Annotated in this window: 18 protein-coding genes and 1 tRNA gene; 6 read left to right on the top strand and 13 right to left on the bottom strand. The window is 66.7% G+C overall.

What is annotated here, in order from left to right; translation table 11 throughout:
- Positions 1–141: 141 nt before the first annotated feature.
- The 4 genes from nagZ to hinT are packed head-to-tail and all read right to left on the bottom strand — an operon-like array spanning position 142 to position 2,938.
- The gene (gene nagZ, locus ACT7DK_RS07680; protein WP_445397908.1) at positions 142–1,155 is read right to left on the bottom strand and encodes a beta-N-acetylhexosaminidase; all 1,014 of its coding nucleotides are present in this window, start codon (positions 1,153–1,155) and stop codon (positions 142–144) included.
- Complete coding sequence (locus ACT7DK_RS07675; RefSeq protein WP_445397906.1) at positions 1,155–1,973, bottom strand: phosphotransferase; 819 nt, start codon at positions 1,971–1,973, stop codon at positions 1,155–1,157. Before ACT7DK_RS07675 ends, nagZ begins: the two co-directional genes overlap by 1 nt.
- The gene (locus ACT7DK_RS07670; RefSeq protein ID WP_445397904.1) at positions 1,963–2,577 is read right to left on the bottom strand and encodes a penicillin-binding protein activator LpoB; all 615 of its coding nucleotides are present in this window, start codon (positions 2,575–2,577) and stop codon (positions 1,963–1,965) included. The genes ACT7DK_RS07675 and ACT7DK_RS07670 overlap by 11 nt, the downstream gene beginning before the upstream one ends.
- Positions 2,578–2,587: 10 nt before the next feature.
- Positions 2,588–2,938 (bottom strand): purine nucleoside phosphoramidase, encoded by a 351-nt coding sequence (gene hinT / locus ACT7DK_RS07665; RefSeq protein ID WP_445397902.1) that lies wholly within the window; start codon positions 2,936–2,938, stop codon positions 2,588–2,590.
- A gap of 98 nt (positions 2,939–3,036) precedes the next feature.
- Between hinT and ACT7DK_RS07660 the strand changes: the two genes are divergently transcribed.
- From ACT7DK_RS07660 to ACT7DK_RS07645, 4 genes are all read left to right on the top strand, one after another.
- Positions 3,037–4,383: a dihydroorotase gene (locus ACT7DK_RS07660; protein WP_445397900.1), complete on the top strand. Its 1,347-nt coding sequence runs from the start codon at positions 3,037–3,039 to the stop codon at positions 4,381–4,383.
- A 100-nt stretch (positions 4,384–4,483) separates the two neighbouring features.
- Positions 4,484–4,560 (top strand) — tRNA-Pro (locus ACT7DK_RS07655).
- 212 nt (positions 4,561–4,772) lie between these two features.
- Positions 4,773–4,985 carry a hypothetical protein gene (locus tag ACT7DK_RS07650; protein ID WP_445397898.1) on the top strand — a complete coding sequence of 71 codons (213 nt, stop codon included), beginning with the start codon at positions 4,773–4,775 and terminating at the stop codon, positions 4,983–4,985.
- 162 nt (positions 4,986–5,147) lie between these two features.
- Positions 5,148–5,558 carry a hypothetical protein gene (locus ACT7DK_RS07645; RefSeq protein WP_445397896.1) on the top strand — a complete coding sequence of 137 codons (411 nt, stop codon included), beginning with the start codon at positions 5,148–5,150 and terminating at the stop codon, positions 5,556–5,558.
- Here ACT7DK_RS07645 and ACT7DK_RS07640 read toward each other — a convergent pair.
- The gene (locus tag ACT7DK_RS07640; protein ID WP_445397894.1) at positions 5,543–6,559 is read right to left on the bottom strand and encodes a substrate-binding domain-containing protein; all 1,017 of its coding nucleotides are present in this window, start codon (positions 6,557–6,559) and stop codon (positions 5,543–5,545) included. The two genes, ACT7DK_RS07645 and ACT7DK_RS07640, sit on opposite strands and share 16 nt — an antisense overlap.
- Before the next feature lie 131 nt (positions 6,560–6,690).
- The gene (putA, locus tag ACT7DK_RS07635; protein WP_445397892.1) at positions 6,691–10,308 is read right to left on the bottom strand and encodes a bifunctional proline dehydrogenase/L-glutamate gamma-semialdehyde dehydrogenase PutA; all 3,618 of its coding nucleotides are present in this window, start codon (positions 10,306–10,308) and stop codon (positions 6,691–6,693) included.
- A gap of 245 nt (positions 10,309–10,553) precedes the next feature.
- Between putA and ACT7DK_RS07630 the strand changes: the two genes are divergently transcribed.
- Entirely contained in the window at positions 10,554–11,006 is a 453-nt protein-coding gene (locus ACT7DK_RS07630; RefSeq protein WP_445397890.1) for an Lrp/AsnC family transcriptional regulator, read from the top strand.
- A 6-nt stretch (positions 11,007–11,012) separates the two neighbouring features.
- On the opposite strand, the gene ACT7DK_RS07625 is transcribed toward ACT7DK_RS07630, so the two are convergent.
- From ACT7DK_RS07625 to ACT7DK_RS07610, 4 genes are all read right to left on the bottom strand, one after another.
- Positions 11,013–12,425 carry a sucrose-6-phosphate hydrolase gene (locus ACT7DK_RS07625; RefSeq protein ID WP_445397888.1) on the bottom strand — a complete coding sequence of 471 codons (1,413 nt, stop codon included), beginning with the start codon at positions 12,423–12,425 and terminating at the stop codon, positions 11,013–11,015.
- Positions 12,426–12,613: 188 nt separating this feature from the next.
- Positions 12,614–13,978 carry a sucrose-specific PTS transporter subunit IIBC gene (locus ACT7DK_RS07620; protein ID WP_445397886.1) on the bottom strand — a complete coding sequence of 455 codons (1,365 nt, stop codon included), beginning with the start codon at positions 13,976–13,978 and terminating at the stop codon, positions 12,614–12,616.
- Between the two features lie 58 nt (positions 13,979–14,036).
- Positions 14,037–15,158 carry a carbohydrate porin gene (locus tag ACT7DK_RS07615; protein WP_445397884.1) on the bottom strand — a complete coding sequence of 374 codons (1,122 nt, stop codon included), beginning with the start codon at positions 15,156–15,158 and terminating at the stop codon, positions 14,037–14,039.
- Positions 15,159–15,173: 15 nt separating this feature from the next.
- Positions 15,174–16,115: an aminoimidazole riboside kinase gene (locus tag ACT7DK_RS07610; protein WP_445397882.1), complete on the bottom strand. Its 942-nt coding sequence runs from the start codon at positions 16,113–16,115 to the stop codon at positions 15,174–15,176.
- 438 nt (positions 16,116–16,553) lie between these two features.
- Here ACT7DK_RS07610 and ACT7DK_RS07605 point away from each other — a divergent pair, with 438 nt between their 5' ends.
- Positions 16,554–18,539, top strand: a complete 1,986-nt coding sequence (locus ACT7DK_RS07605; RefSeq protein ID WP_445397880.1) for a HAMP domain-containing methyl-accepting chemotaxis protein — start codon at positions 16,554–16,556, stop codon at positions 18,537–18,539.
- A gap of 80 nt (positions 18,540–18,619) precedes the next feature.
- Here ACT7DK_RS07605 and ACT7DK_RS07600 read toward each other — a convergent pair whose 3' ends face one another.
- From ACT7DK_RS07600 to tamA, 3 genes are all read right to left on the bottom strand, one after another.
- On the bottom strand, positions 18,620–20,434 hold the full coding sequence (locus tag ACT7DK_RS07600) for a Wzy polymerase domain-containing protein (RefSeq protein ID WP_445397878.1): 1,815 nt from the start codon (positions 20,432–20,434) through the stop codon (positions 18,620–18,622).
- Positions 20,435–20,557: 123 nt separating this feature from the next.
- Positions 20,558–24,244 (bottom strand): autotransporter assembly complex protein TamB, encoded by a 3,687-nt coding sequence (gene tamB, locus ACT7DK_RS07595; RefSeq protein WP_445397876.1) that lies wholly within the window; start codon positions 24,242–24,244, stop codon positions 20,558–20,560.
- Positions 24,241–25,956 carry an autotransporter assembly complex protein TamA gene (gene tamA, locus ACT7DK_RS07590; RefSeq protein WP_445397874.1) on the bottom strand — a complete coding sequence of 572 codons (1,716 nt, stop codon included), beginning with the start codon at positions 25,954–25,956 and terminating at the stop codon, positions 24,241–24,243. Before tamA ends, tamB begins: the two co-directional genes overlap by 4 nt.
- Positions 25,957–25,984 lie beyond the last annotated feature (28 nt).

Below are 25,984 nucleotides of genomic sequence, written 5' to 3'. Positions count from 1 at the left end.
GACTCCCGCCTTGGCGGGAGTGACAACAGAGAACGGCCACCTTTTGTCGGCAGTCTGTGGTGCCCATGCCGGGCACCGCCATTCTAAAAGCTGTGCTTGAGAGCACAACTTTATTTTCACATCAAATCAACACCCGGACCTTCAGCCGGTCCAGCCCTGCTCCCGGGAAATCCGCAGCAGCCGCTCGCTCGCCTCGCGCCAGCGCCGGCTGCCGTAGAGGTGGGCGGCGCCGGCGTTGTCCCGCTTGCGCAGGGGCGACAGATCCCGCTGCAGATCATGGGGCAGGCTGTCGATAATGCTCACCGCCCCCGCCCTGTGGTTGCAGGCCAGCAGCAGGTCGCAGCCCGCCGCCAGCGCCCGCCGCGCCCGCTCGGCGTAGCCGCCGGCCACCGCCGCCCCTTCCATGGTCAGATCGTCGCTGAACACCAGGCCGGTAAAGCCGAGCCGGCGGCGCAGCATCTCCTTGATCCAGAACGACGAAAAACCCGCCGGCTCCAGGTCCACCGCGCGGTAGATAACGTGGGCCGGCATCATGCCCTGCACCAGGCCCTGGCTGACCAGGGCCTTGAAGGGCAGCAGATCGGCCGCTGCTATCTCGGCCAACTCCCGCTCGTCCACCGGGCTTTCCTTGTGGGAGTCGGCGCGCACGCTGCCGTGGCCGGGAAAGTGCTTGGCCACCGCCGCCATGCCCGCCGCCTTCATGCCGCCGATGTAGGCGCCGGCCCTCGCTATCACCTGCTCCGGATCGGCGCCGAAACTGCGATCCCCTATCACCTCGCTGCCCCGCTCCAGATCGAGCACCGGCGCAAAGCTGAGATCGATGTCGTGGGCCAGCAGCTCGGCCGCCATCAGCCAGCCGGCGTCCTCCAGCAGGGAAGACAGCTCGGGGTGATCCAGGCCCGCCAGCCGGCCCGGTGCCGGCAGCGGAAAAAAGCCCTCGCGAAAGCGCTGCACCCGTCCCCCTTCGTGGTCCACGGTGAGCAACAGCCCCGGCTTGACCCTGCGGATGGCCTTGACCAGGGCGTCCAGCTGGGCCCGGTCATGATAATTTCGGCTGAAAAATATGATCCCGCCCACGGCGGGGTGCTCGATCAGTTCGCACTCTTCCGCCTCCAGTTCGTGGCCGTTCAGGTCAAGGATAAAAGGGCCCATCATCACTCCAGTTCGTTTCGGTATCGGCAGAGCCGGTGCACTGCCTGTTGCTGTTGTTCCAGGTATTCGGCCTGGCCGCACTGGCGGTATTGCACCGCCGCCCACAGCGCCGTAAGCAGCCACACCCAGGGCAGCCGGGCGGCCAACCGGGCCTCGCTCAGCTCGCCGCCCCCGGCCCGGTAGGCAGCCAGCATGGCCGCCCGCCCCGGCCGATCCAGCCCGAAGCTGTCGGCGATCACCGCCAGCTCAAAGGCGGCATCGCCCCGGGCGGCATATTCCCAGTCCAGCAGCCAGGGGCGTCCGCCCAGCAGGTTGGCGGCATTGAGATCATGGTGACAGAACACCGGGGAAAAGGACGGATTCAGTTCGGCGCGCTCGAACAGGGGCAGCACCCGGGCGATGTCGGCCGGCAGCGGCGACAATCGCTGCAGATAATGACCCAGCCGCGCGCGCAAATCCAGTACCGGCAGGGCCGTCGGCAGCCGGTGCAGCGCCGCCACCCGGCCCATCAGCCGGGTCATGTCCGGCGTGCGCTGCCGCCAGTCCCTTTCCTCCTGCCAGTCCAGGATCAGCAGGCCCTGCTCGGGCCGGGCGAAGCGCACCGGCAGTGCCAGCCCGGCGGCGGCCGCCGCCAGGTGGGCGCATAATTCCAGCCGGCGGTCGATGCCCAGGGCGGCCGGGTCGGCACAGCCCAGGCGCAGCCAGTAGCTGTTGCCGGGCCTATCCAGCCGCCAGCAGCGGTTGGTCAGCCCGCCCGCCAGGGGCGTCAACCGCCCCCGCCACTCGGCGGGCAGGGCCCTCAGCAGCGGCTCAGCGTCCACTGACGCTGTCGGACCAGAGCACCTCGCCGCTGGCGAGCTCCATCAGCTGTCCCTGCAGGCTGAAGCCCGAGCCGCTGCGGCCCAGGCTGCTGGACAGCAGGTAGTCGGCGCCGCTCTGCCGGCCCAGGCGCACCAGGGCGGCCATGTCGGCCCGGCCGCCCTGGTAGGCCAGCTGCTGGCGCAGGCCGCTGACCCGGGAGCCATCGACAAAGCGCAGGCTGCCGGCCAGGTTGGCCTGCAACCGCTCGGTCAGGCCCCGGGTATCCACCGGGCTGCCGGCCTGGTTGCGGATCTCGTCCAGCAGCACCACACCGTTCACCTCGTTGATGACACCGCTGTTGCGCAACCGGGCGGCCAGGCCGTCGGCCAGTCGATCCAGGTTGGGGCTGCGCGCCTCGGGCAGGGGCGTGGCCACCGGCGGCTCGGGCAGCTCTATCACCGGCGGCGGCGTCGGGCGCAGGGGCGGCTGTACCACGGGCGCGGCCGGCTGGGTGTCCGGCGTGGCCGGGGTCACCGGTGCCGGCGATGTGGAATAGGGATTGGGCAGGGTACAGCCGCCGAGCACGGCGGCCGCCAGCAGCAGACTAAGACGGGGCAACCTCATCGGCCTCTCCTCACCGCGCCAGCATGGGGCCCAGGGGGCGGCCACCCAGCAGGTGCATGTGGATGTGGTAAACCTCCTGGCCGCCGTGACGGTTGCAGTTCACGATCAGGCGATAGCCGTCCTCGGCGAGTCCGGCCTCGGCCGCCAGCTTGCGCGCCACGGTGAACAGCCGGCCCAGGGCCTGCTCGTGCTCGGCCTCCACCTCGTTGACGGTGGGGATCAGCACATTGGGGACGATCAGCACATGGGTCGGCGCCTTGGGGTGGATGTCGCGAAAGGCGGTGACCAGTTCGTCCTGGTACAGGATCTCGGCGGGAATTTCCTTGCGGATGATTTTGCTGAAAATGGTCTCTTCTGCCATTGCCTGTCTCCTTGAGATAAATCGCCGGGCCTCGCCTGTCGGCTCCGGGCAAGATTCGCTATTATAGCCTTGTTAGCCGCCAAAGGAATGAAGTCACAATGAATAAACTATTGATTAAAAACGCAACCCTGGTCAACGAAGGCCGTGTCCAGGTGCAGGATCTGCTGATCGAGGGCGAGCGCATCGCCCAGATCGGCTTTGGCCTCAGCGCCCCCGCCGGCGCCCGGGTGCTGGACGCCGCCGGCAAACACCTGCTGCCGGGCATGATCGACGATCAAGTGCATTTTCGCGAGCCCGGCATGCCCGACAAGGGCAACATAGCGTCAGAATCCCGCGCAGCCGTGGCCGGGGGCACCACCAGTTTCATGGACATGCCCAACGTCAATCCGCAAACCACCACCCTGGAGGCGCTGGAGGCCAAGTTCAAGCTGGCCGAGGGCCGGGCCGCCGGCAACTACAGCTTCTACCTGGGCGGCACCAACGACAACCTGGAGCAGATCCAGCGGCTGCTGCCCAACCAGACCTGCGGCGTCAAGGTGTTCATGGGTGCCTCCACCGGCAACATGCTGGTCGACAGCGAAGCGGCCCTGGCCGGCATCTTCCGTGACAGCCCGGTACTGATCGCCACCCACTGCGAAGACTCGCCCACCATCAAGCGCAACGAAGAGCTGGCCCGGGCCAAGTACGGCGACGCCGTGCCCTTCGGCGAGCACGGCCATATCCGCAGCGCCGAAGCCTGCTACCTGTCCTCTTCCCTGGCGGTGAGCCTGGCCAAGCGCTACCAGTCCAAGCTGCACGTGCTGCACCTCACCACCGCCCGGGAGATGAGCCACTTCACCGCCAGCCACTCCCTGGCCGAGCTGAAGGACAAGAACATCACCGCCGAGGTGTGCGTGCACCACCTGTTCTACAACGAGGCCGACTACGAGCGCCTGGGTGCCCAGATCAAGTGCAACCCGGCGATCAAGACCGCCGCCGACCAGCAGGCGCTGATCGACGCGGTCAACCAGGACATCATCGACATCATCGCCACCGACCACGCCCCCCACACCTGGGTCGACAAGCAGAACCCCTACTTCGGCGCGCCCTCGGGCCTGCCCCTGTGCCAGCACGCCCTGCCGATGCTGATGGAGTTCTACCACAAGGGCATCTTCAGCCTGGAAACCATAGTGCGCAAAACCGCCCATGCGGTGGCCGAACGTTATCAGATAAAAGATCGCGGCTACATCCGCGAAGGCTACTTCGCCGATCTGGTGCTGTTCGATCTCAACGACCAGACCACGGTGAGCAAGGACAACCTGCTCTACCACTGCGGCTGGTCGCCGCTCGAGGGCACCACCCTCAAGAGCCGGGTCGACACCACCCTGGTCAACGGCCAAATCGCCTACCAGAACGGCGTGGTCAGCGAACAGGCCTTCGGCCAGCGGATGCAATTTACCCGCTAGTGCGCAAATAGCAGGCAAACGCACCAGAGTGGCCGGAACGGGTGTTGACAGCCCCCGGCCACTTCCCTAGAATCCGTCCCCGTCGACACAACGACGATTTCGGCGTGTAGCGCAGCCTGGTAGCGCACTGTCATGGGGTGTCAGGGGTCGGAGGTTCAAATCCTCTCACGCCGACCAAATCATCCTGAAAAGCCCACCGCAAGGTGGGCTTTTTGCTTTCCGGCAATCCCTGTCGAGCCATTTCAATGAACCGTCTCAACCCGGAGCCGTGTTCGGTCGAATAAATTCGACCCTACAATGCCCGCCGCAGGGGCGATTTCAATCGACCTTTCCAACCCGGCACCTCGCCGTACTACACTTTAGGGGCTCAACCACACAGGAGGTACCCTATGGCCAAATACAGCGAAGCGACCAGAGACGCCTGGGACGAACTGCAGGATAAAAGGGCGAAACTGAAGGCGGCGAGCGACCATTACGATCGCAAGGTGCAGGAATTCAGGGAGGAAGCCTGCTCCCTGGAAGAGGTCACCCGGGCCTTCGACGACAAACAGCAGGCCAGCCAGGACCACGCCGAGGCCTTCCACCGGCTGTTCAAGGCCTGATCACACGCTAACGTAAGGCCGGCACCATAATGCCTTACGTTAGCGCTTTTCCCCTCCCGGCCGCACCGGCGCCAGCCACTGTCACAGCCCGCCAAAAACGGATTCAGATAATACCGTTATCGTATAAACTGGGTCGGCGTTTAACCACACAGAGGTAACTGTATGACGGGGCTCAAACAAAAGTCGCTGGCGCTGGCCTTGGCCGGGATGCTCACCACCCAGCTGGCCGCCTGCGGCACCATCTTCTATCCCGAACGCAAGGGCCAGATCAGCGGCCGCATCGACCCGGTCGTGGCCATCGCCAACGGCATCGGCCTGCTGTTCTTTATCGTGCCCGGGGTGGTGGCCTTCGCGGTCGACTTCTCCAACGGCACCATCTACCTGCCGGGCGGCAGGGCCGAGCGGCAAGAGCGGATCACGCCCGCCAGCCTGAACGACCAGCTCTACGCCGCCACCGGTAGCCGTGTCGACTGGCAGCAGGACGAGGTACTGGTCGAACAACTCCACTCCGTCAGCGAAGCCCAGCTGCTGGTGGCCTCCCTGTCCCGCTCCGGTACTTACGCCTCGCACTGAGCGCGGCTGCGCCAATGGACCCTGGTCGGCACCACATGGGCGGCCTTGACCAGGGTTTCGCCCCGCAGCAGCAGGCTGCACAACTCGAAGGCCGCCCCGGCCAGGGCGTCGCAGTCCTGGGCCACCGCATCCACCGCGATCGGCAGGCAGTCGAGCAGTTCGTGATCATCGAAGGTGCCGAGCCGGATCGGCTCGGCCAGCAAATGATGCTCGTTGAGGTAGCGCAACACCCCCTCGAGCAGGGTAAAGGAGGCGGTAAAAAGGGCCCCGGGCAGCCGGCCCAGCTCCCGGTGCAGCTCGGCCATCATGCGGTAGCCCGACACCGAGCGATAGTCCGCCGTCCGCACCCATTCCGGCCGGGCCTCTATCCCGGCCCGCTGCAGTCCCAGCTCGTAGCCCGCCAGGCGGTGGCGGCTGGGCGACAGCGCCAGCTGCCCGCCCAGGAAGTACACCGCCTCCTGCCCCCGGGCCAGGGACTGCACCAGCTCCGCCGTGGCCCGGCAGGCATCGGAAATCACCAGCGGCAGGCTCGACTGGCCGATATGGCGGTCGAGCTGGATCACCGGCAGCCGCTCGGTCAGCTGGCGATAGGGGGCGTCGTCGATGGCGCTGGACGCCACGATCAGGGCATCCACCTGCCGCTGGATCAGCCCCGCCACCACCTGTTGCTCGAGTTCGGGATCGTCATCGGAGCAGGCGATCAGCAACTGCAGCCCGGCCTCCCGGCAACGGGATTCCAGGGACTTGGCGATGCTGGCGAAGCCGAAGTTGGTGAGATCGGGGATCACCAGCCCCAGGGTATGGCTGCGGCGGGAGCCCAGGGCGCGGGCATGGAGGTTGGGCTGGTACTGGTAGCGCTTGGCCACCGCCATCACCCGTTCGCGGGTTTCGTCGGCAATGCGGTACTGGTCGGCCTTGCCGTTCATCACCAGGCTGGCCGTGGCCTTGGACACCCCGGCCAGCTCCGCCAGCCGGGCTATGGTCAGTTTCTTTTTATCCACGTCTCTAGCATCTTGTTGGCAGATACCCCCATTCTACCCGTCCTGACATCGACCGCCAGCACCATGAGCCGCCGGATCCAGGGAGTGACGGCCCGGCCCCCCTGCGGGCAGGACCCGGGCCGTCCGGCCGCTTACTCCGAGGCGGCGATCAGGCTGGCGTTGCCGCCCGCCGCCGTGGTGTCGACGCACAGGTGGCGCTCGATCACGAAGCGCTCGGGCAGCGCCTGCTCGGTGATAAGCGGCAGCAGGGCGCCGTCGCGGCGCGCCAGGGCCAGCCGGTACTGGCGCAGGGTGGCGGTGTCGGCGTGGCTTGCCACCGCCTCGAAGCCGGTAAGGGTCTCGAGGGCGGCGGGTTGCAGCAGGCCGTCCAGGCCGATGGCCGGAATGCCGGCCGCCTCGGCGCCTGCCAGCGCCGCGCTCGCGCCCGGCGCCACCACCACCACGGCGTTGCCCTGGGACAGGGCGGTGCCGGCCTGCTGCATGGCCGAGGCCAGATCCGGCCCCAGGCAGAGCAGGGTGCCGCGGGCGAAGCAGCGCAGTCGGTTGAGCTCGCCGGTCGGGCCCGGCATCTCTTCCGCCGTGGCGTCCAGCGCCGCCGGCACGGTGCCGAAGATGGCCGCCAGCCGCTCGGCCCGGTGTTGGGCACGGGCCCAGTCCTTGCCGTCCAGCCGGCCGATGGCCTCCTGCACCCGGGCCGCCGTTACCGCGGCCTCGGCCGCCGCCGGCACGCCCGCCCCGGTGTCCACCTTCATAAAGCGGCGTACATACTGGGGACCGCCCGCCTTGGGACCGGTGCCCGAGAGCCCTTCGCCGCCGAAGGGCTGGGAGCCGACGATGGCGCCGATCTGGTTGCGGTTGACGTAGATATTGCCGACCTTGACCCGGTTGACGATGCGTTCCACCCGCTTGTCGACCCGGGTGTGCAGGCCGAAGGTCAGGCCGAAACCCTGGGCGTTGATCCGGTCGACCACCTGGTCGAGCTCATGGGCCTCGAAGGTGGCCACGTGCAGCACGGGCCCGAAGATCTCCTCCTCCAGCTCGTGGATGCCCTCGAGCTTGATCACCGTCGGCGCCACAAAGAGCCCCTCGGCGGGCACCGGCAGTTGCTTGAGCACCCGCCCCCGGCGCGCAAATTTTTCGCAGTGCGCCTCGATGCCGCGCTTGGCGTTCTCATCGATCACCGGGCCCACGTCGGTGGAGAGCTGCCAGGGGTTGCCCAGGCGCAGCTCGTCCATGGCGCCGAACAGCATCTCCAGCAGGTGATCGGCGATGTCCTTCTGCACATAGAGCATGCGCAGGGCGGAGCAGCGCTGGCCGGCGCTCTGGAAGGAAGAGGCCAGCACGTCGCGCACCACCTGCTCCGGCAGCGCAGTGGAGTCCACTATCATGGCGTTGAGGCCGCCGGTTTCCGCCACCAGGGGCGCGTCCGGCGCCATGGACTCGGCCATCACCTTGTTGATGCGCTGGGCGGTGGCGGTGGAGCCGGTAAAGCAGACACCGTCGATGCGCGGGTCCGAGGTCAGGGCTGCGCCCACCGTGCTGCCGCTGCCGGGCAGCAGCTGGATGGCCTCGCGGGGAATGCCGGCCTCGTGCATCAGCTCGACCGCCCGGGTGGCGATCAGCGCGGTCTGGCCGGCGGGCTTGGCGATGACGGCGTTGCCCGCCGCCAGCCCCGCCAGCACCTGGCCGGCGAAGATGGCCAGGGGGAAGTTCCAGGGCGAGATACAGGCGATCACCCCCCGGCCGGTGCCGACGTCCTGGTTACGCTCGGCTTCATTCGGATAGTAGCGGGCGAAGTCGACCGCCTCGCGGATCTCGGCAACCCCATCCAGCAGGGTCTTGCCCGCCTCCCGGGTGGCCAGGGCGAACAGCTCGGCGGCGTGTTCCTCGAACAGGTCGGCCACCCGGCGGATGCGCGCGCAACGCTCGGCCACCGGCAGGGCGGACCAGAGCGCGAACCCGGTGCGGGCGGCGGCGATGGCGGTGTCGATATCCTCTGCCGAGGCCTGGGTCACCTGCCCCACCAGATCGGACGGCACCGCCGGGTTGCGCACTTCCTCTGTCAGGGTGCTGTTCACCGGGCCGGCGATCACCGGGCCGCCGGTCCACCGGTGGTGCTGGTAAGGCGCGCGGGCGGCGTCGATTTCCGCCACTTCCACCGGATTGGTGATGTCCCAGCCCCGGGCGTTGCGGCGTTTAGCACCGTAGAGAGCGGCCGGGCGCGCTATGGTCTTGCTCGACACCAGGTCGCCCATGGCTGCCACCGCATCGAAGGGATCCCGGGCGATGTCCTCGGGCTTGATGCGGGTGTCGACAATCTGGTTGACGAAGGAGCTGTTGGCGCCGTTTTCCAGCAGGCGGCGCACCAGGTAGGCCAGCAGATCCTGGTGGGCGCCCACCGGCGCGTAGATACGGCAGCGGGTACCCTGCCTGGTGAGCACGGCGTCGTGCAGGGATTCGCCCATGCCGTGCAGGCGCTGGAATTCGAAGCAGTCGCGGCCCTGGGCCAGCTCGAGGATGGCCGACACCGAGTGGGCGTTGTGGGTGGCGAACTGGGGATAGATGCGATCGGTCATCCCCAGCAGCTTCTGGGCGCAGGCGATATAGGACAGATCGCTGTTGACCTTGCGGGTGAACACCGGAAAGTCCGCCAGCCCCATCACCTGGGCGCGCTTGATCTCCGCATCCCAGTAGGCGCCTTTCACCAGCCGCACCATGATGCGGCGGTCGAGCCTGTCGGCCAGGGCGTACAGCCAGTCGAGCACAGGGGCGGCCCGCTTGCCGAAGGCCTGCACCACGATGCCGAAGCCGTCCCAGCCCGCCAGGGCGGGATCGGACAGCACCGCTTCGATCACGTCCAGGGACAGGTCCAGGCGATCCGCTTCCTCCGCGTCGATGTTGAAGCCCATGTTGGCGGCCTTGGCCTGTTTGGCCAGCTCCAGGGTGCGGGGCACCAGCTCGTTCATCACCCGTGCTTTCTGGCCGAACTCGTAGCGGGCGTGCAGCGCCGACAGCTTGACCGAAATGCCGGGGTTCTGGCGGATGTCCGGGTGCCGGCAGTGGGGCGCCAGGGCGGCGATGGCGGCCCAGTAGGCCCGGTGGTAACGCAGGGCGTCGGCGTCGGTGCGGGCGGCCTCGCCCAGCATGTCATAGGAATAGGTGTAGCCCCGCTCCTCGTATTTTTTGGCGCGCTTGAGCGCCTCCTCGATGTTGCGGCCCAGCACGAACTGGCGCCCCATCTCCTTCATCGCCTGGCCGACGGCGGTGCGTACCACCGGCTCGCCCAGGCGCTTGATCATGCCGCGCAGGGTGGTCGCCAGGCCCTGGCGGTCCACCGGCGACAGCAGCTTGCCGGTGACCAGCAACGCCCAGGTGGAGCTGTTGATCAGCGAGGAGCTGGAGCGGCCGCGGTGCTCGCCCCAGTTGCCGGATGAAATCTTGTCTTCGATCAGCTCGTCGATGGTGCTCTTGTCCGGCACCCGCAGCAGCGCCTCGGCCAGGCACATCAGGGCCACGCCTTCCTTGGTGGTGAGGCCGTACTGGGCCAGGAATTTTTCCATCATGGTCGGGGTGGAGCTGGCGCGCACGTTACGCACCAGCTCGGCCGCCCGGGCCGAGATGCGGGCGCGAACGTCGGCGGACACCCGGGCATTGGCCGCCAGGGCCTTGACCACCCCGGCTTCGTCCGCCAGGTAATGACCACGAATCGTTTCCCGGCAAGCCGCCAGCGACAGTGCTTGTTCTTTCATCCGACCTTCTCCCTCGGTATGTGCAATTTTGTTGGCATCATGCTAACCGAAAGTGAATATTCATTTTTCCTATATAGCGAAAACAAACACGATCAATAGACTTTTTATGTCGTTTATTTTTTAACTATTACCTACAAAAAATGATAAAAGTAGCCATACTGACCATAATGCCGTATTTTCCCGGCACGTCGGTGGCGCGCCATGCCATCGCGCCGGGGACATGTTGATGAAAGAGGAAGAGAAAGATGAGCAATCTGGACAGGGCGGACTTGCAGATTATCCAGGAGCTGCGGGAGAACGCCCGCATCACCCTCACCGAGCTGGCCTCCCGGGTCGGGCTGTCGAAAACCCCCTGCCAGCTGCGCATGCGCCGGCTCGAAGAGCAGGGCTACATCACCGGCTACACCGCCCTGGTGGATCAGAGCAAGCTGGGACTCAGCCATATCTCCTTCGTGCAGATCACCCTGAACGACACCAGCAGCAAGGCCCTCACCGCCTTCAACAAGGCGGCGCTCAAGATTGCCGAGGTGGAGCAGTGCCACATGATCGCCGGCGGCTTCGACTACCTGCTGAAGATCCGCACCAAGGACATGGCCTCCTACCGCATGGTGCTGGGCGAAAAGATCTCCGCCCTGCCCCATGTGCTGCAGACCAGCACCTTCGTGGTGATGGAAAATGTGCGGGATATCGGGCTCTGAGCCCGGTCACGACGAGCGCAGCACCGGCGCCAGCGGCCAGTAGCGGAAGCGGGTCTCCCCCGCTCCGCCCCAGCGGATCTCGGGGTTGGCTCCCGGGAAATAGCGGGCCGACATCGCCGCTTCCCCCTCGTTGATAAAGAGTTCGATGCTGGAGCTGTCGAGCAGCAGCCGCAGATCCGTGACCGGCCCATGCCGGCGCCGGCTTTCCCATTCGCCGCTGCGCCAGTTCAGGCGCCGGAGCTCGAGGCCGCCGGCGTTAACCGTGAGCACCGCCGCCTGGCCCAGGTAGAGCCGCACCTCGCCGCTGATGACCAGCTCAAGCTCGGCCCGCCCGCCCTGCAGCCGGGGCGCCTGCACCGCCAGCCCCTGCCAGTCGAACGCCTCGCCGCGCAGGGCGGCCAGCTCGGGCACCGGATTCTGATACAGCTTGCCCTGGCGCCAGCTCAATACCCGCGGGCAGCTGAGCTGGTTCATCCAGCCGTAGTCCCGGGTCGGCTGGGCCGGCTCGTTGTCGTCGGGCAGGCCGAGCCAGCCGATCAGCAGGCGCCGGCCCTGGTCGTCCAGGGTGGTTTGCGGGGCATAGAATTCAAAGCCCAGATCCAGCTCGTGGAAGTCGCCGTGGGCCAGGCGCCCGCTGTGCCAGTCCAGCTCGCCGGCCAGCCAGCCGCACTGGTACAGGTTCCGGTAGCGATCGGCCTCGGCCGGCAGGCCCTGGGGGCAGCATATGAGCACATGGCGCCCGTCCAGCTCGAACAGATCCGGGCACTCCCACATATAGCCGAACTCATCCAGGCCCTGCTCCCGGCTGCCGGCCAGCACCCCGAGTTGCTGCCAGTGGTGCAGATCGGCGCTCCGGTAGAGCAGCACCTTGCCCTGGCCGTCCTCGCTCTGGGCCGCCAGCACCATCCACCAGTGCCCGTCGTGCCGCCACACCTTGGGATCCCGCACATGGCCGGTGTAGCCCTCGGGCAAGTCCAGCACCGGGCCCAGCTTCTCGAACTCGCCGAACTCCCGCTCCACCGCCAGGCACTGGAAGGCGGTGCGCCGCTCCCGATCGTACTTGACGTTGCCGGTGTAGATCAGGGTCAGCTCGCCGTTGTTGTCCACCGCAGAGCCGGAGTAGCAGCCATTGCGCTCGTAGTCCTCGGTGGGGGCCAGGGCCAACCCCAGGTGTTGCCAGTGCACCAGGTCGTCCGACACCAGCTGACCCCAGGCCTTGGCGCCGTGGGCGCAGGCCAGCGGGTTCCACTGGTAGAACAGCCGGTAGCGGCCGTCGAACTGGATAAAGCCGTTGGGATCGTTGAGCAGGCCCACCGGGGCGGCGATATGCCAACCGGGCCGGTGGGGATCCCCCTCGGCCCGGTTCAGCCCCCCGAGCAAGGCTTCGCTCAGCCTGTTCAGCCACTGCTGTTCGGTCATTGCCATATCTCCTTGCAGTTTGATGACAAACTCCATTATCTCGTCGCCACCTCCGCATCTCGTCGTCACCTCCGCATCTCGTCGTCACCTCCGCGAAGGCGGAGGTCCATGACAGTTTGCAGTGGACTCCCGCCTTCGCGGGAGTGACAACGGAGTAATCCGAAGGTTTGTCAGCTACCTGATTTCCATCAGTCCAGCTTGTACTTCAGCAGGGTAGAGGCGGTGAAGGCCGCGCCGAAGGCGATGACCATGCCGATGCCGTAGTTCAGCAGCGAGGCGGGCTGCACTATGGCCAGGCCCGGCAGGCCGGTCAGGCCCACGGCGGTCATGCCCACCTTGGAGGCCACCACGTAGGCCCCGCCCAGGGCGCCGCCGAGCAGGCCGGCCAGGAAGGGCTTGCCGTAGCGCAGGTTGACCCCGAAGATGGCCGCCTCGGTAATGCCCAGCAGGCAGGAGGCGCCGGCCGGCACCGTGATGGCCTTGAGCTTGGCGTCCTTGGTCTTGAAATACACCGCCAGGCAGGCGCCGCCCTGGGCCACGTTGGACATGGCCCAGATCGGCAGCAGGAAGTTGACGGCGATGGCCGGGTTGGTCAGCAGCCCGGTTTCGATGGCGTGGAAGCTGTGGTGGATACCGGTGATCACGATGGCCGAATAGGTGCCGCCGAACACCAGGCCCGCCAGCCAGCCGGCGTGATCGTAGAGGGTACTGAGCACCAGCGAAATGCCGTCGCCCAGGCCGCGGCCGAGGGGGCCGACGAACAGCAGGGCCACGAAGCCCGCGATCAGCAGGGTGAGGAAGGGGGTGACGATCAGATCCAGGGCGTTGGGCACCACCTTGCGCAGGCGCTTTTCCACCTGGCTCATCACCCATACCGCCAGCAGCATGGGGAAGACGGTGCCCTGGTAGCCGACCATGCCCACTTCCAGCCCCATGAATTCCATGGTCTTGAAGCCGTCGGCCACCGTCCAGGCGTTGGTCAGGGCCGGATGGGTGAGGATGCCGCCCAGGGTGGCGCCCAGGTAGGGGTTGCCGCCGAACTCGCGGGCGGCGGTAAAGCCGATCAGCACCGGCAAAATGATAAAGGCGGCCGAGCTGAACATGTCGAGCATGATGAACAGGGCGCTGTCGGGGGATACCCAGCCGTAGGAGCGCACCATGCCGAGCAGGCCCATCAGCAAACCGGCGGAGACGATGGCCGGAATGATGGGCACGAAGATATTGGACAGGGTCCGGGCCAGGCGCTGGGCCGGATTGAGCTTGGCGGCGGCGGCGTCCACCAGCTCCGCCTTGCTGGTTTCACCCAGGCCGGCGATTTTGGTGAACTCCGCATACACCTTGTTGACCAGGCCGGTGCCGAAGATCACCTGCAGCTGGCCGGCGTTGGCGAAGCAGCCCTTTACCCCTTCCAGCTCCTGGATGGCGGCCTTGTCGACCAGGCTGTCGTCGCTCAGCACCAGCCGCAGCCGGGTGGCGCAATGGGCGGCACTGACCAGGTTATCCTTGCCGCCCAGCAGCGGCAGCAGTCCTTTGGCAATGGCTTCAATATTCATAACAGCAGATTCCCATTACAACAAACAAGGATGGGGACGATCGCCGTCCCCATAAAGATTAGAAGAAGTACTTGAAGCGCACCCGGGCCCCGTAGCGGTCGGTGGCGGTGGTGGACTCTTCCACATCAAAGTCGGACCAGTAGGCCCCGAGCAGGATGCCGAAGTTGTCCAGGTCCAGCACGTTGTCGAACCGGTAGGAGGTATAGAGGGTGTTGCTCTGCTGGGTGCCTTCGAGGTACTCGAACCCGGCGGCGGCCTCGTCTATCTCGTTGCGGCCGTAGATGTAGCCCAGGCCGAACTTGTCGAACAGCACGTTGGCGCCCAGGGTCAAGTTCTCTTCGTTCAGCGCGTCCAGGTAGGCGGCGTTGAGGTTGGCCTTGATCAGGCCGGACTGCCAGCCGAAGGTGGTGCCGTAACCGGTGCGGCGGGCCACCTTACGGCCTTCGTCGTCGATGATGGCGTCTTCCACCAGGTTGTGCTCGGCGCCCAGCGCCCAGCTGAAGTCGCCCAGCTGCCAGCGCAGCGCCGGCCGCACCACGATGGAGTCTTTTTCCTTGGTCAGTTCGTGGCCGTGATAACGGCGGGCACCGTCGACCACGTTGAACAAATCCTCCCGGTTGCCGAACATGGTGGCCAGCTCGAGGTAAACATCGCCCAGTTGGCGGCTCACCATCACGTGACCGGCGTCACCGGCCCGGCCGCGGGCTTCCTTGGCCATGTACAGGTAGGCGGAGCCGTCGGTGTAGAGGCCGGAGGAAGTGTCGCCGGAGTGCTCCACGAACACATCCTGGCCGAGGGGGAAGAGGTCCAGCGCCTCGAAGCGGCCGATCTTCATCTCGCCCACGTCGCTGCGGCCGAAGGCAAACCAGGCGTCATCCGAGCCCACGCCACCGTTGGTGGCCAGGGTGGGCTGGGCCTTGACCCGGGCGTAGGCGCCGGAGTCGGCGGTCCGCTCCCCGAAGACGTCGATCAGCAGCCGGCCGGTCTGATCCCAGCGGTCGTCGCGACCGTCGTTCATATACAGGTTGCTGTTTTCCTGCTTGTTGGCGGCGTTGATGTCGAACTCGACGTCGCCGCCCAGGCTCAGGCGGCCCTTGTTGCCTTCCCAGGTCACTTCGGCATTGGCGGTGGCCGCGGTCCCTGCCACCAGTAAACCCAACAATAATGCTTTCCTTGTCATGTAATTCTCCTGCAATTAAACGAGAGTGAGGTTATGGGCGATAAAGTCCTCCATCGCCGCCGTATCCGGCAGGGCCGCCATGGCACCCAGTCGTAGGCAACACTGGGCGCCACAGGCCTGGGCCTGGGTCAGTACGGTGGCGAATTGCGCCTTATCGGCTTGGGGGTAGGTGGCCAGGCCCGCCAGCAGGCCGGCCATGAAGGCATCTCCCGCCCCCGTGGTGTCGACAGCCTCCACCGCGAAGGCGGGCTGCCACAGTCGCTCCCCCTTGAGGGAGGCCAGTACGCCTTCTGCGCCCAGGGAAATAAGCACAAAAGGCAACCGGTATTCGTTTTCCAGGGCCGTCATGGCCAGGTTGGGATCGGCGTGGCCGGTGAGCAGTTCGGCTTCCTCGCCGGACAGCTTGAGCAGGTCCACGTCCGGAATGATGCGTTCCAGCGACGCCTTGAGGCTGGCTTCGTCCGGCCAGCGGCTCAGGCGGATATTGGCATCGAAGCTGACGAAGCCGCCGGCCTGGCGGATGCGGCGCACCGCCATCAGGGTGGTGCCCCGCGCCGGCTCGGCGGTCAGGGCCAGGGAGCAGAGGTGCAGCCAGTCGCCGGCCTTGAACTCGGGCAAGTCGGCCGGCGCCAGCAGTTGATCCGCTGACTGCTGCGCCAGGAAGAAAAAGCTGCGTTCGCCCCGGGCATCCAGCGCCACCAGGGTAGAACTGGTGGGCAGCCGCGCGTCCTGCCGCACCCAGGAGGTGGCGACGCCTTCGCGTGCCAGGGTGTCGATGATCATGTCGCCGAAGGGATCCCGGCCCAGACGGCCGACGAAGGCGGAGGCCACGCCCAGCCGGCGGATGCCCACGGCCACGTTGGCCGGTGCCCCGCCCACGCAGGGCAGCAGCTGGCCACCCTCGGCCGGCAGCAAATCCATCACACCATCACCCAGGCAATAAATCACAGACATCATTCTCTCCGCTCGTACTTGATGGGAGCACCATAGCTAAACCGATTTAGCCAAACAACGACTTCCAGCTAAAACGTTTCAGCTTTGTGATCCAGCTAAAAAAAGCACCCAATAAAAGACCTATATGAATCCACACAGGGATAAAATACTAAGCTTTCGCCCGGGCAGGCCGATATGATTGGTGGATCAGTACAGACTCGAGTGACGTGCAGGCGGTGACGGCGCCATGATGCGAAAACGCAGGCGCAATGGCCCCGATATCAGGCTGAGTCATGGAACCAAGTGACGGCCATGGCATCCGTCACCGGCGCATATCACGCAAAAACACCCTGAAAGGAAGCCCGATGAATAAAGCCCCCATCTTTGCTGTTTCGCGACACGGCCACGGCCGGACCTTGGGCCGCCCTCTTGTCACCACCCCCGCTTTTTGAGGATATCTTCATGAATGCTTTACGTTTTATCGTCGATATGAGTGTACGTAAAAAGCTGATCTTCGGGTTCGGGGTGGTACTGCTGATCTCCCTGATCAGCGCCTGGCTCAGTTACGGCCGGATGCAGACCATCCAGCACCTGATCGAACGCCTGGTGAAAGTTGATGAAATCGAGACCCTGGTGGTCGAAGCCAGAATGAACGAGAAAAACTACCTATTGCGCCACGACGAGCAATACATGGAGCAAGCGCTGGAGCAAAGCCGCCAGGCCGCCGAACTGAGCGAGGAAGCCCGCAAGATACTGCAGTATCCAGAGATAGCGGCCCAGATCGGCGACCTGCAGCAATACCTCGGCCTCTACCAAGGCGCCCTGGCCGACCTGCGCCGGCACCAGCAGGCCGCGGTCGACGCCCAGCAACAGCTGGAAAGCAGCGCCCGCCAGGCCATAGAGCGGTTCGAGGAGCTGGAGTTCAGGCTGAGCAGCGAAGCCATCCGTCAGCTCAGGAGCATCGGCGAGACCAACGGCCTGCGGATGCTGGACGTGGCCGGCCAGGCCAATGTGCTGAGCAAGGCGGTGCTCATGGTGCGCCAGGCGGAAAAGAACTACGTCAGCAGCCGCAATCCGCTCTACGCCGACGAGGTGTTCAAACAACTGCAGGATCTGGCCACCAAGGCCAATGTGCTCAAGAACAACTACCAGGGCCGTAACCTGAGCCAGCGCCTCGACGCCGAGGCGGCCGCCGCCCTGGTCGACGGCGCCCTGGCCGAGCTGGGTCGTTACCGGCAGAGCTTCACGCAGCTGCAGCAGGGCTATGAGCAGTTGCTCGGCACCGAAGCCGAGATGACGGAGCATGCGCGCCAGATGATGGCCTCGGCCTTAAAAGCGACGGAACTGCAGGTCGGCATACTGCAGCAGAATGGCGATGAGGCCCGGCTGATCATGCTGGTGTCCACCGGCGTGGCCTTCGCCGCCGGCATCCTGATCGCCCTGCTGATCACCCGCAGCATAGTGGCGCCGCTGCACCAGGTGGTGGCGCTGTCCCGCACCATCGCCGCCGGCGACCTGTCCCGCAATATCCGAAGCGATCGCCGGGACGAGCTGGGCCAGCTGATGCAGGCCATGCAGCACATGACCGAAAACCTGCGCGACCTGCTCACCCGGCTGACCTCCGGCATCGAGCAGCTGGCCACCGCCACCGAGGAGATGTCCGCCGTCACCGAGCAGACCAGCGCCGGCGTCACCCAGCAGAAGATGGACACCGAGCAGGTGGCCACCGCCATGAACCAGATGACCGCCACCGTACTGGAGGTGGCCCGCAGTGCCGAGGCCGCCGCCGGCTCCGCCCAGGAAGCGGACGGCCAGGCCCGGCAGGGCACCCAGGTGGTACAGCAGGCGATCGGCCGCATCGAAAGCCTGGCCCAGTCGATCGAAGCCTCGGCCGACGCCATCGGCCGGCTCAGGCAGGACAGCGGCAATATCAGCACGGTGCTGGACGTGATCAAGGGCATCGCCGAGCAGACCAACCTGCTGGCCCTGAACGCGGCCATCGAGGCGGCCCGGGCCGGTGACGCCGGCCGGGGCTTCGCGGTGGTGGCGGACGAGGTACGGGCCCTGGCCAGGCGTACCCAGGAGTCCACGGTGGAGATAGAGGGGCTTATCGGCACCCTGCAACAGGGGGCCCAGGGCGCCGTTGCCACCATGGACACCAGCCGCCAGCTGGCCGACAGCACGGTGGCGGCGGCCCGTCAGGCCGGCGCTTCCCTCGACGAGATCAACGGCTCGGTATCGACCATTCAACAGATGAGCCAGCAGATCGCCACCGCCGCCGAAGAGCAGACCTCGGTGGCGGAGGAGATCAACCGCAGCGTGTCCAACATCCGCGACGTGGCCGAGCAGTCCGCCGCCGCCACCGAGGAAACCGCCGCCACCAGCGTCAGCCTGGCCCGCCTCGGCGGCGAGCTGCAGGAGCAGATCGCCCGCTTCAAGCTGGCCTGACGGGGGGGAAGCTGGAAGCTTGAAGCTGAATGCTTGAAGCAGACCGAGCCGTAGGTAGACTCGGCTTCTAGCTTCCAGCTTCAGTAGGCTCCGCCGATGGCCGGCCGCAGGTTGTCGTAGAGGGGAATGAAGTCGTTCAGCTCGGCCGGGGACATGCCGGCATTCACCTGCGCCAGCCGCGCCAGCGCCCGCTTGATGCTGGCCGGGCGCAACAGTTGCACGTTGGGATAGAGGCGCCGGGCCTCGGCCAGCAGTTGCTCGGCCCGCTCCGGGGCGCGGGCCGCCGTCAGCGCCAGGTAGGCGTTGTAGTAAATGCCCGCCCGGGGCGTGTGCGCGAGAAAGCGGCGGGCCCAGCTCGCATAGTCCAGCAACTGCTCGCTGTCCCGGGTCAGCAGTGCCTTCTTCAGCTGCCAGTGATGACGGTAGAAGGCCACCCTGTCATACCAGATCAGGGGGTTGACCACCGCCTTCAGCTCCGCCTCGCCGCGTCCCTCGTGCTGGGCGTAGCGGGTCAATTGCTGGCCGGCATAGAGGCCGCTGGCCATGAACAGCATCAGGCCCAGGCTCCAGGCCCGCACCGGCCAGCGGCTCCAGGCCGGGGGCGCCGGCAACAGCCGCCGCTGGCCGTATTCCGCATCGATCGCGAAGATCAGTACCAGCACCATGAACCAGTGCGGCAGCGAGTGATAGAAGGGAAACTCGGTCTGGCTGTGGATGAAGATGGGCGTCAGTATGCCCACCCAGGCCAGCGCCTGGGAGAAGGGGACCCGGTGCAGCAGCCGCAATACCAGCAGGGTGATGAGCACCAGTCCCAGCAAGGGCGCCAGGCCGCCTTCGATGGCCCAGAACAGGAATTCGTTATGGGGATGCCCCATCTCGGTGAACAGGGCCTGGGCCCCGGTCTGCTCCCGCCACAGGGCGTAGGTCTGATAGAAGGAAGACTCGAAGCCGCCATAACCATGGCCGAACCAGGGCTTGTCCAGCCACATGCGCAGGCCGTGGGCATAGATGTCGAAGCGGCCGTCGGCCTGGGTGTAGATGTTCAGGCTGCGCTTGCTCATCTCGAAGGCCTCCAGCCCGAACACCCCCGCCAGTATGCCGAGGGGGATCAGGGCCAGGCTGGCCAGCAGCCGCTTGGAGCGGGTCTTGATCAGGGTCTGCCCGACCAGCGGCAGCATCAGCCCCAGCCCCAGCAGCAGGCCGAGCTGGCCGGCCCGGGACTGCAGCAGCACCACCAGCACCGCCCCCGCTCCCAGCACGGCGGCAAACCAGGCCGACTTCAGCAAAAAGGGCCGCCAGGGCGACTTGGCCTCGTTCAGCCACAGATAGACCGCCAGCACCATGCCGGTGACCACGAAGCTGGCCATGACGTTACGGTGCTGGAAGATACCGTAGGGAGAGCGCACCTCGGTGTTGTAGCCGAACCAGTTGCCCGGCTCGAGCAGGAAGAACTGCGCCATGCCCAGCAGGATCTCCACGCTCACCGCCAGCAGCAGGCAATACAGCAGGTAGCGCCGGCCCCGGGCGTTGAAGCGACATTGCTGCAGGGCCAGGTAGAACAGCAGGCCGCCCGTCAGCCCCAGCATGCGCGGCAGGGCGTGGCCGGCCACCGAGTTGTTGTGCAGGTAGAAGAAGGGCAGCCACAGCAGGCCGCTGGCCGCCACCAGCCCCAACCAGAGCCGGCTGGTGAGCAGGCGCCGGCGGTGCCAGCGCCAGAGGCCGACGGCCGTCATCAGCCCGATGAAGAGCCAGCCCGCCACGTTGAAGGGCAGTTGCAGGCCGATGCCGAACAGGTGGGGCAGGTAAAGGTGCATGCCGAACAGGGCGTAACACGCCACGCAGGCCAGCATGATCTTGGCCTGGCTTTCCTGTTGCAGCAGGGGCTGAGACATCATAATAGGGCGGAAACTCGCGGGCCGGAAGCCATCAACAAGCCCCTACTTTACCAGCAGGAAGCCGCAAGCGGAAAGCCGGGAGCCGGAAGTCGGAAATATTCCGTCGCTTCCGGCTTGCGCCGGCTAAAACTCGAACTTGTAGAACAGGTCGATGGCCTGGCTCAGGCCACTGGTGGCCTGCAGGTAGAGCCTGGGCAGCAGTTCATAACGCAGCCGCAGCTCGCCGATGGCCGAGAACACCCCGACCCCGTAGCCGATCTGCAGGCCCGGCAGCACATAGGCGCTGATGCTGACCTCGGTGCTGTCGCCGGAGCCGACGGTATCCACCGACACGTCCTGGAAGCCGAGCGCTTCCCCCAGGCCGGTGACGAGCCCGCCAAACTGGCCCACCCCGGCCCCGAGCAGCATGGACTGCACCAGGGCGTTGCCGTCACTCTCTCCCCCTTCCATGCCCCGGCCGCGCAACAGCCAGGACAGCTGCTCCACCTGGGGCATTTCAGGCTCGGAAAAGACGGTGATGTCGGGCTGGGTGGCGCTGCCCGTGACCCGCACCCCGACGGTGATGCTGCTGTCGGCCATGGTGGACGGGTTGCGGATCGCCTCGACCGAGAGGTTGGGCTGATCCAGGGGGCCGCTGAACAGTATGCTGCCCTCGCGGATCAGCAGGTTCTGGCCGTAGGCCCGGAAATTACCGTCCACCAGCCGGATTTCGCCGTTGCCGCGCATGGAGCGCCCCGGCGGCTGAGTGATGCGCAGGCGGCCCGCCAGCCGGGTCTTGAGGCCGAAGGCCGACAAGCGTACGTCCTCCACCAGCCTGACCTGGACACGGATATCCAGGGGCAGGCGGGGCGTGGTTTCCGGCACGATGCCGGAAGGCTGCACTATCACCACGTCGGCCGACTTGGACACGGCGCTTTCCGGCAGCTCCTTGACCTCGATGCGCGCCCAGGGGATGACGATGTCGCCGCGTACCCTGGCCTGCTCGCCCAGGGTGATCTGCAGATCGGGGCTGATCCGCACCCGCCCCATGCCCGGGTAACCGGCTTCCAGCTCGCTGCCCTGCAGGCGGATTTCCCCGCTCACCGGCAGCTGCTGCCAGCCCAGCTCACCGCTGATGGTGAGCGGTCCCTCCCCCACCCGCAGCCGGCCGTCGAGGGTGGCGGTGTTGCCGTTCACGTTCAGCCGGGTGCTGAAGTCCCGCACCTGCACCATGTCCGAGTAGGTGTCCACTTCGCCGCCGGTGAGATTGATATCGCCGAACAACAGGGGCGCGGCCAGGGTGCCGTCCAGCCGCGCCTGGCCGGCCAGGGTACCCTGCAGCCGGGCCACTTCCGGCAACAGCGGCGCCAGCCAGTCGAGCTTGAGGTCGGTGATGGACAGGTTGCCGTCGAGGGCACGACGCCCGCTCAGCTCCGCCACGTTGGCATCGAGCAACAGGTTGCCCAGCTCGGCCGAACGGAAGCTCAGGGACGACTGCAGCCGGTCGTCGGCCATGTCGATCACAAGCTGCAGGCGCTGGTAGTCGAGCCGGGTATCGCCGCTGACGAAGGTACCGGGAGGGGTGGCGATCTCGGCATTGAGGCGGGGGCGGCCGCCCTGCCAGCGCAGGTCCACCCGGCCACCGAGGATGGCCTCCCAGGCAAAATCCTCGGGCAGGAAGGGCGCCAGCCGGGCCAGGTTGAGCTCGCGGATGTTGAGCCCGGCCTGGCCCTGATCGGCACCCGCCACCAGGGGATCGAAACACAGGCTGGCCCCGTTCGAACTCCAGCAGTGGGCGTTGGCCCGCAGCCGCTGTTCGCGCCAGGACAGGGCCACCTCCTGCTGCAGGGCCCAGCGTTCCAGCGGGGTGTCCAGTGAGGCCCGGGCCAGGCTGCCCTGCCAGCCCTGGGGGTCCAGACGGCCGGTCAGCACCAGCTCGGCGGCGAGCGGCTCACCGTCCACACCGAATTCCAGGCGATGGGCCGCCTCGTCGCCCGCCGCGGTGAGCCGCAGATCGCGGAACTCGAGCCCGCCGGCCTTGATCTCGGCCACCGTCAGCCGGAGGTCGCCGCCGATGTCCTCGCCCAGCCTGGCCTCGGCTTCCAGCACCAGCCCGCTCGCCCGCATCTCGTTGTACCCGGCGCGAGCGCCCCGCAGGCTGGCCCGGATGTCGGGGGCAGTCCGCTCGCCCCGCACCCGGATGTCGCCGGCCAGATCACCGAACAGGCCGGGGGCATACACCGCCAGCTCCGGGGCCTGCAGCTCGGCGTCGAGTTGCCAGCGCTCGCCGATGGTGCCGTTGACCGTCAGCCGGTTGTTGCCGTTGTGGAGCGCCAGCTCGCTGAGGCTACCCTGCAGATCCTGGTTGAGATCGAGGCCGCCCTCGAGCATGAGCGGATAATCCCGCAGCTGGCCGTGGATGTCGGGGCTGGCCTCGAGCTGCCATTGCTCCCCGCGCAGGGTGAAGCGGGTATCCAGCTCGCCGTTGAGGCGGCCGTCCAGCCCGGCCACAAAACGGCCCGGGTCCACCTCTTCGAGCGTCAGCACTCCCTGCCAGTCGATGCCCTCTGCCCAGCCGAGCCGTCCCTCCACCTTTACCTCGCCCTGGGGCAGCGCCAGGGCCAGCGGCGCCAGCTCCAGGCCCTGCGGGTTGCCCCGGGCCGCCAGCTCGATACCGATGGGAGGCAATTCGGGCCCCTGTCCCTCGGCGGCGAGCCGCAGCCGGTACTCTTCGAGGCTGCCGTCCAGGGTCAGCTTGCCCTGCTCCAGGCGCCACTCCGGCTCAGCCAGGGGCCAGCCCAGCCGCTGCCAGTCGAGGGCGAGCTCGAAGGGCAGGCTCGGCTCCAGGGGCCGGGCCTGCAGCCGGGCCTGGGCGGCGATCACCCCCTCCAGGCTGAGCTCGGCGGACAGGTCGGCCAGGCTCTGGCGCAGCTTGAGCGCCAGCGCCTGGCCCGCCAGCTGCCCGTCCAGCAGGGGCTCATGCAGGGTGGCCGTGAGGCCGAGCTCGAGGGGATAGTCCCCGCTCAGGCTGATCTGGCCGGCGGCCTGCAGATCCGCCAGCTCGTGGGACAGCTCCAGGCCGTGGATATCGAGCCGGCTGCCCTCGCCTTCCAGCGCCAGCTGCAGGCGGTGCAGGGCCTGCACCTCCTGCCCCTGCACCAGGCGGCTGTCGGTCAGGCTGAACTGCTCGAGCTTGAGGGGAAAAGGCAGCACGATTTCCGGCAGCAGCAGCGGCTCACCGGTGGCGGCGGCCTCGGCCCCGGCCGGTGCCGGTTCATCCTCGCCCGGCAGCAGGGTCAGGGTCAGCCCCGCCATCTCCGGGCCGGTGATCACCATGCCGTCGTCGTCCCAGTGGGCCGCCACCCGCAGGCTGTCCCAGGCCACGGTCTGGCCGGGCAGCTCGATGCGCACCCGATCGGCGCGGATCTCGTCCAGATCGATGCGCAGCGGCGGCGTCAGCTCCAGCAGCGGCTCCGAGGCCTCCTCCTCCTCGCTCCCTGCGGGCAGGGTCTCGATGCGCACCAGTATGTCGGCCGCGTCCAGCCGCTGCAGCCAGAAGCGGCGATCGAGCAACTTGCCCAGTTGCCAGTCGAGGGTGACGGCCCGGGCCGAAAAGGTCAGGGAATCCTGCGCGTAGCTCAGCTCGGAAAACTGCCAACCGGTGCCCAGCTGGCCGGCCACCAGGGTGCCTTCGAGCCCCGGCACCTGGCGCTTGGCCAGCCCCCACAGCCACTGGTTGCCGGTATGGGTGAACAGCAGGCTGACCAGCAGCATCGAGAGCAGGGCGATGGCGGCGATGGCGCCGTACAGACTTCGTGTCAACCAGATCATAATTCAGGCCCCATGGTGAAGTGCAGCCGCCAGGGGGTATCGTCCTCCGACACGCCAAACGCCAGATCTAGGCGCACCGAGCCCACCGGGGTCAGCCAGCGTACCCCCACGCCGGTGCCCACCTTCCAGGGGTCGCCGTAGTCGTTGGTGGCGGTACCGGTGTCGACGAAGGTGGCCAGCCGCCATTTCTCCGCCACCTTGTAGTCGTACTCCAGGCTCAGGGCCGTGGTGTACTTGGCACCGGTGCGGTCGCCGTTCTCGTCCCGGGGGCTGATGCTCTCGTAGCCGAAGCCCCGTACCGTGAGGTCACCACCGGTAAAGAAGCGCAGCGACGGCGGCAGGTCCTCGACCTCGTCCACCCAGACCGCGCCCTGCTCGGCCCGCGCGATGACGCGCTGATTGTCGGACAGGGAGCGCAGCCACTTGCTGCGGCCCCAGGTCCGGATAAAGCGGGTATCGGAGCCCCACCAGGGCTCGGACAACTCCAGGGTGATGCGCTGGGAATCGCCCCAGTCGGGATCCAGGCCACCGCGCGCACGGGTCCGGCTGTAGGACACCCCGGGGATCAGCAGGAAGCTGTCGTCCGTCTGCTCGCCCTGGCTGTAGGATTCGTATTCGGAACGGATGAAGACGTCCCGGGTCCAGCCGTAGGTGTTTTTGTCCCAGCGGTGCACCGAGGCCACCAGGCGGTCGCTCTGGGTGTCGCGCTGATCCAGGCGCTGGTAGCCGCCCTGCAGGGTGTAGTAGTTGTCGAGCGGATGGCCGCGGGGGATCTTGTAGACGAAGGTGATGTCCTGCTTGGGCGCCGACAGCTTGAGGCTGGTGTTGAAGCTGTGCCCCAGGCTGTTGATCCAGGGCTTGTCCCAGCCGACCGAGGTTCGCGGGCCCTCGTCGGTGGAAAAGCCCACGCCCAGTTCCACCTCGTTGTCGGCCTTGGCGCGCAGCACCACCGACAACGGGATGAAGTGGTTCTCGTCCGCCTCCCCCACCAAGGGCAGCACTTCCACCTGGCGGAAGTAGCGGGTGGAGGACAGGGAGCGGCTGAGCTCGGCCACCCGGCTGGCGAGGTAGGGCTCCCCCGGCTGGACGTTGACCAGGGGCCTGAGCAGCCGCTCTACCGGGCGATCGGTATCCACCCTGAGTTCCCCGAACCGGAAGCGGGGCCCGGAGTCGAACGACAGTATCACATCGGCCGCGTATTCCCAGGGGTGCACCAGCACCTGGCTGCGCCGGTAGCGGGCATCGAAATAGCCGCGGGCCAGGGCCAGGCTGAGCAGGCCGGACTTGGCGCTTTCATAGCTTTCGTGGTTGAGGATGTCGCCCTCGTTCAGGCCCAGGTCGCCGACCCGCTCCTCAAACAGGGGATCCGAGGCCGCGTCTCCGTGCAACAGCACCTCGAGCCGGCGGATGCGCACCGGCTCTCCCGCTTCCACCCGCACGTTGACCCGGGCCGGATCGTCCGCATCGGCCTCCACCTCTATCTGCGGACCGTAATATCCCAGCGCCTGCAGGCTGTCTTCCACCGCCGTCACTATGTCCTTGTGAAAGCGGGGCAACTGCTCGGCCTGGATGGTCGGCAGCTGGTTCAGGTAGACCCGGGTGTTGTCCGCCAGCTCGCCACGCAGGCCCGACAGGCGAAAGCTGATCTCCTCCGCCCGGCCCTCCGGACTGAGCAGCAGCAGGATAAGTATTCCCCATACAGCTTTGCTCATAGCGCAACCCGTTTATTCGTTGTTGTTC

The sequence above is a fragment of the Zobellella sp. An-6 genome (genome assembly GCF_052487945.1).
This window is presented reverse-complemented; position numbering and strand designations above follow the sequence as displayed.

Coding starts and splice junctions, on each gene's coding strand:
- nagZ (WP_445397908.1), bottom strand. CDS start 1,155: ATGATGGGCCCTTTTATCCTTGACCTGAACGGCCACGAACTGGAGGCG.
- ACT7DK_RS07670 (WP_445397904.1), bottom strand. CDS start 2,577: ATGAGGTTGCCCCGTCTTAGTCTGCTGCTGGCGGCCGCCGTGCTCGGC.
- hinT (WP_445397902.1), bottom strand. CDS start 2,938: ATGGCAGAAGAGACCATTTTCAGCAAAATCATCCGCAAGGAAATTCCC.
- ACT7DK_RS07660 (WP_445397900.1), top strand. CDS start 3,037: ATGAATAAACTATTGATTAAAAACGCAACCCTGGTCAACGAAGGCCGT.
- ACT7DK_RS07650 (WP_445397898.1), top strand. CDS start 4,773: ATGGCCAAATACAGCGAAGCGACCAGAGACGCCTGGGACGAACTGCAG.
- ACT7DK_RS07645 (WP_445397896.1), top strand. CDS start 5,148: ATGACGGGGCTCAAACAAAAGTCGCTGGCGCTGGCCTTGGCCGGGATG.
- putA (WP_445397892.1), bottom strand. CDS start 10,308: ATGAAAGAACAAGCACTGTCGCTGGCGGCTTGCCGGGAAACGATTCGT.
- ACT7DK_RS07630 (WP_445397890.1), top strand. CDS start 10,554: ATGAGCAATCTGGACAGGGCGGACTTGCAGATTATCCAGGAGCTGCGG.
- ACT7DK_RS07625 (WP_445397888.1), bottom strand. CDS start 12,425: ATGACCGAACAGCAGTGGCTGAACAGGCTGAGCGAAGCCTTGCTCGGG.
- ACT7DK_RS07620 (WP_445397886.1), bottom strand. CDS start 13,978: ATGAATATTGAAGCCATTGCCAAAGGACTGCTGCCGCTGCTGGGCGGC.
- ACT7DK_RS07615 (WP_445397884.1), bottom strand. CDS start 15,158: ATGACAAGGAAAGCATTATTGTTGGGTTTACTGGTGGCAGGGACCGCG.
- ACT7DK_RS07610 (WP_445397882.1), bottom strand. CDS start 16,115: ATGATGTCTGTGATTTATTGCCTGGGTGATGGTGTGATGGATTTGCTG.
- ACT7DK_RS07605 (WP_445397880.1), top strand. CDS start 16,554: ATGAATGCTTTACGTTTTATCGTCGATATGAGTGTACGTAAAAAGCTG.
- ACT7DK_RS07600 (WP_445397878.1), bottom strand. CDS start 20,434: ATGATGTCTCAGCCCCTGCTGCAACAGGAAAGCCAGGCCAAGATCATG.
- tamB (WP_445397876.1), bottom strand. CDS start 24,244: ATGATCTGGTTGACACGAAGTCTGTACGGCGCCATCGCCGCCATCGCC.
- tamA (WP_445397874.1), bottom strand. CDS start 25,956: ATGAGCAAAGCTGTATGGGGAATACTTATCCTGCTGCTGCTCAGTCCG.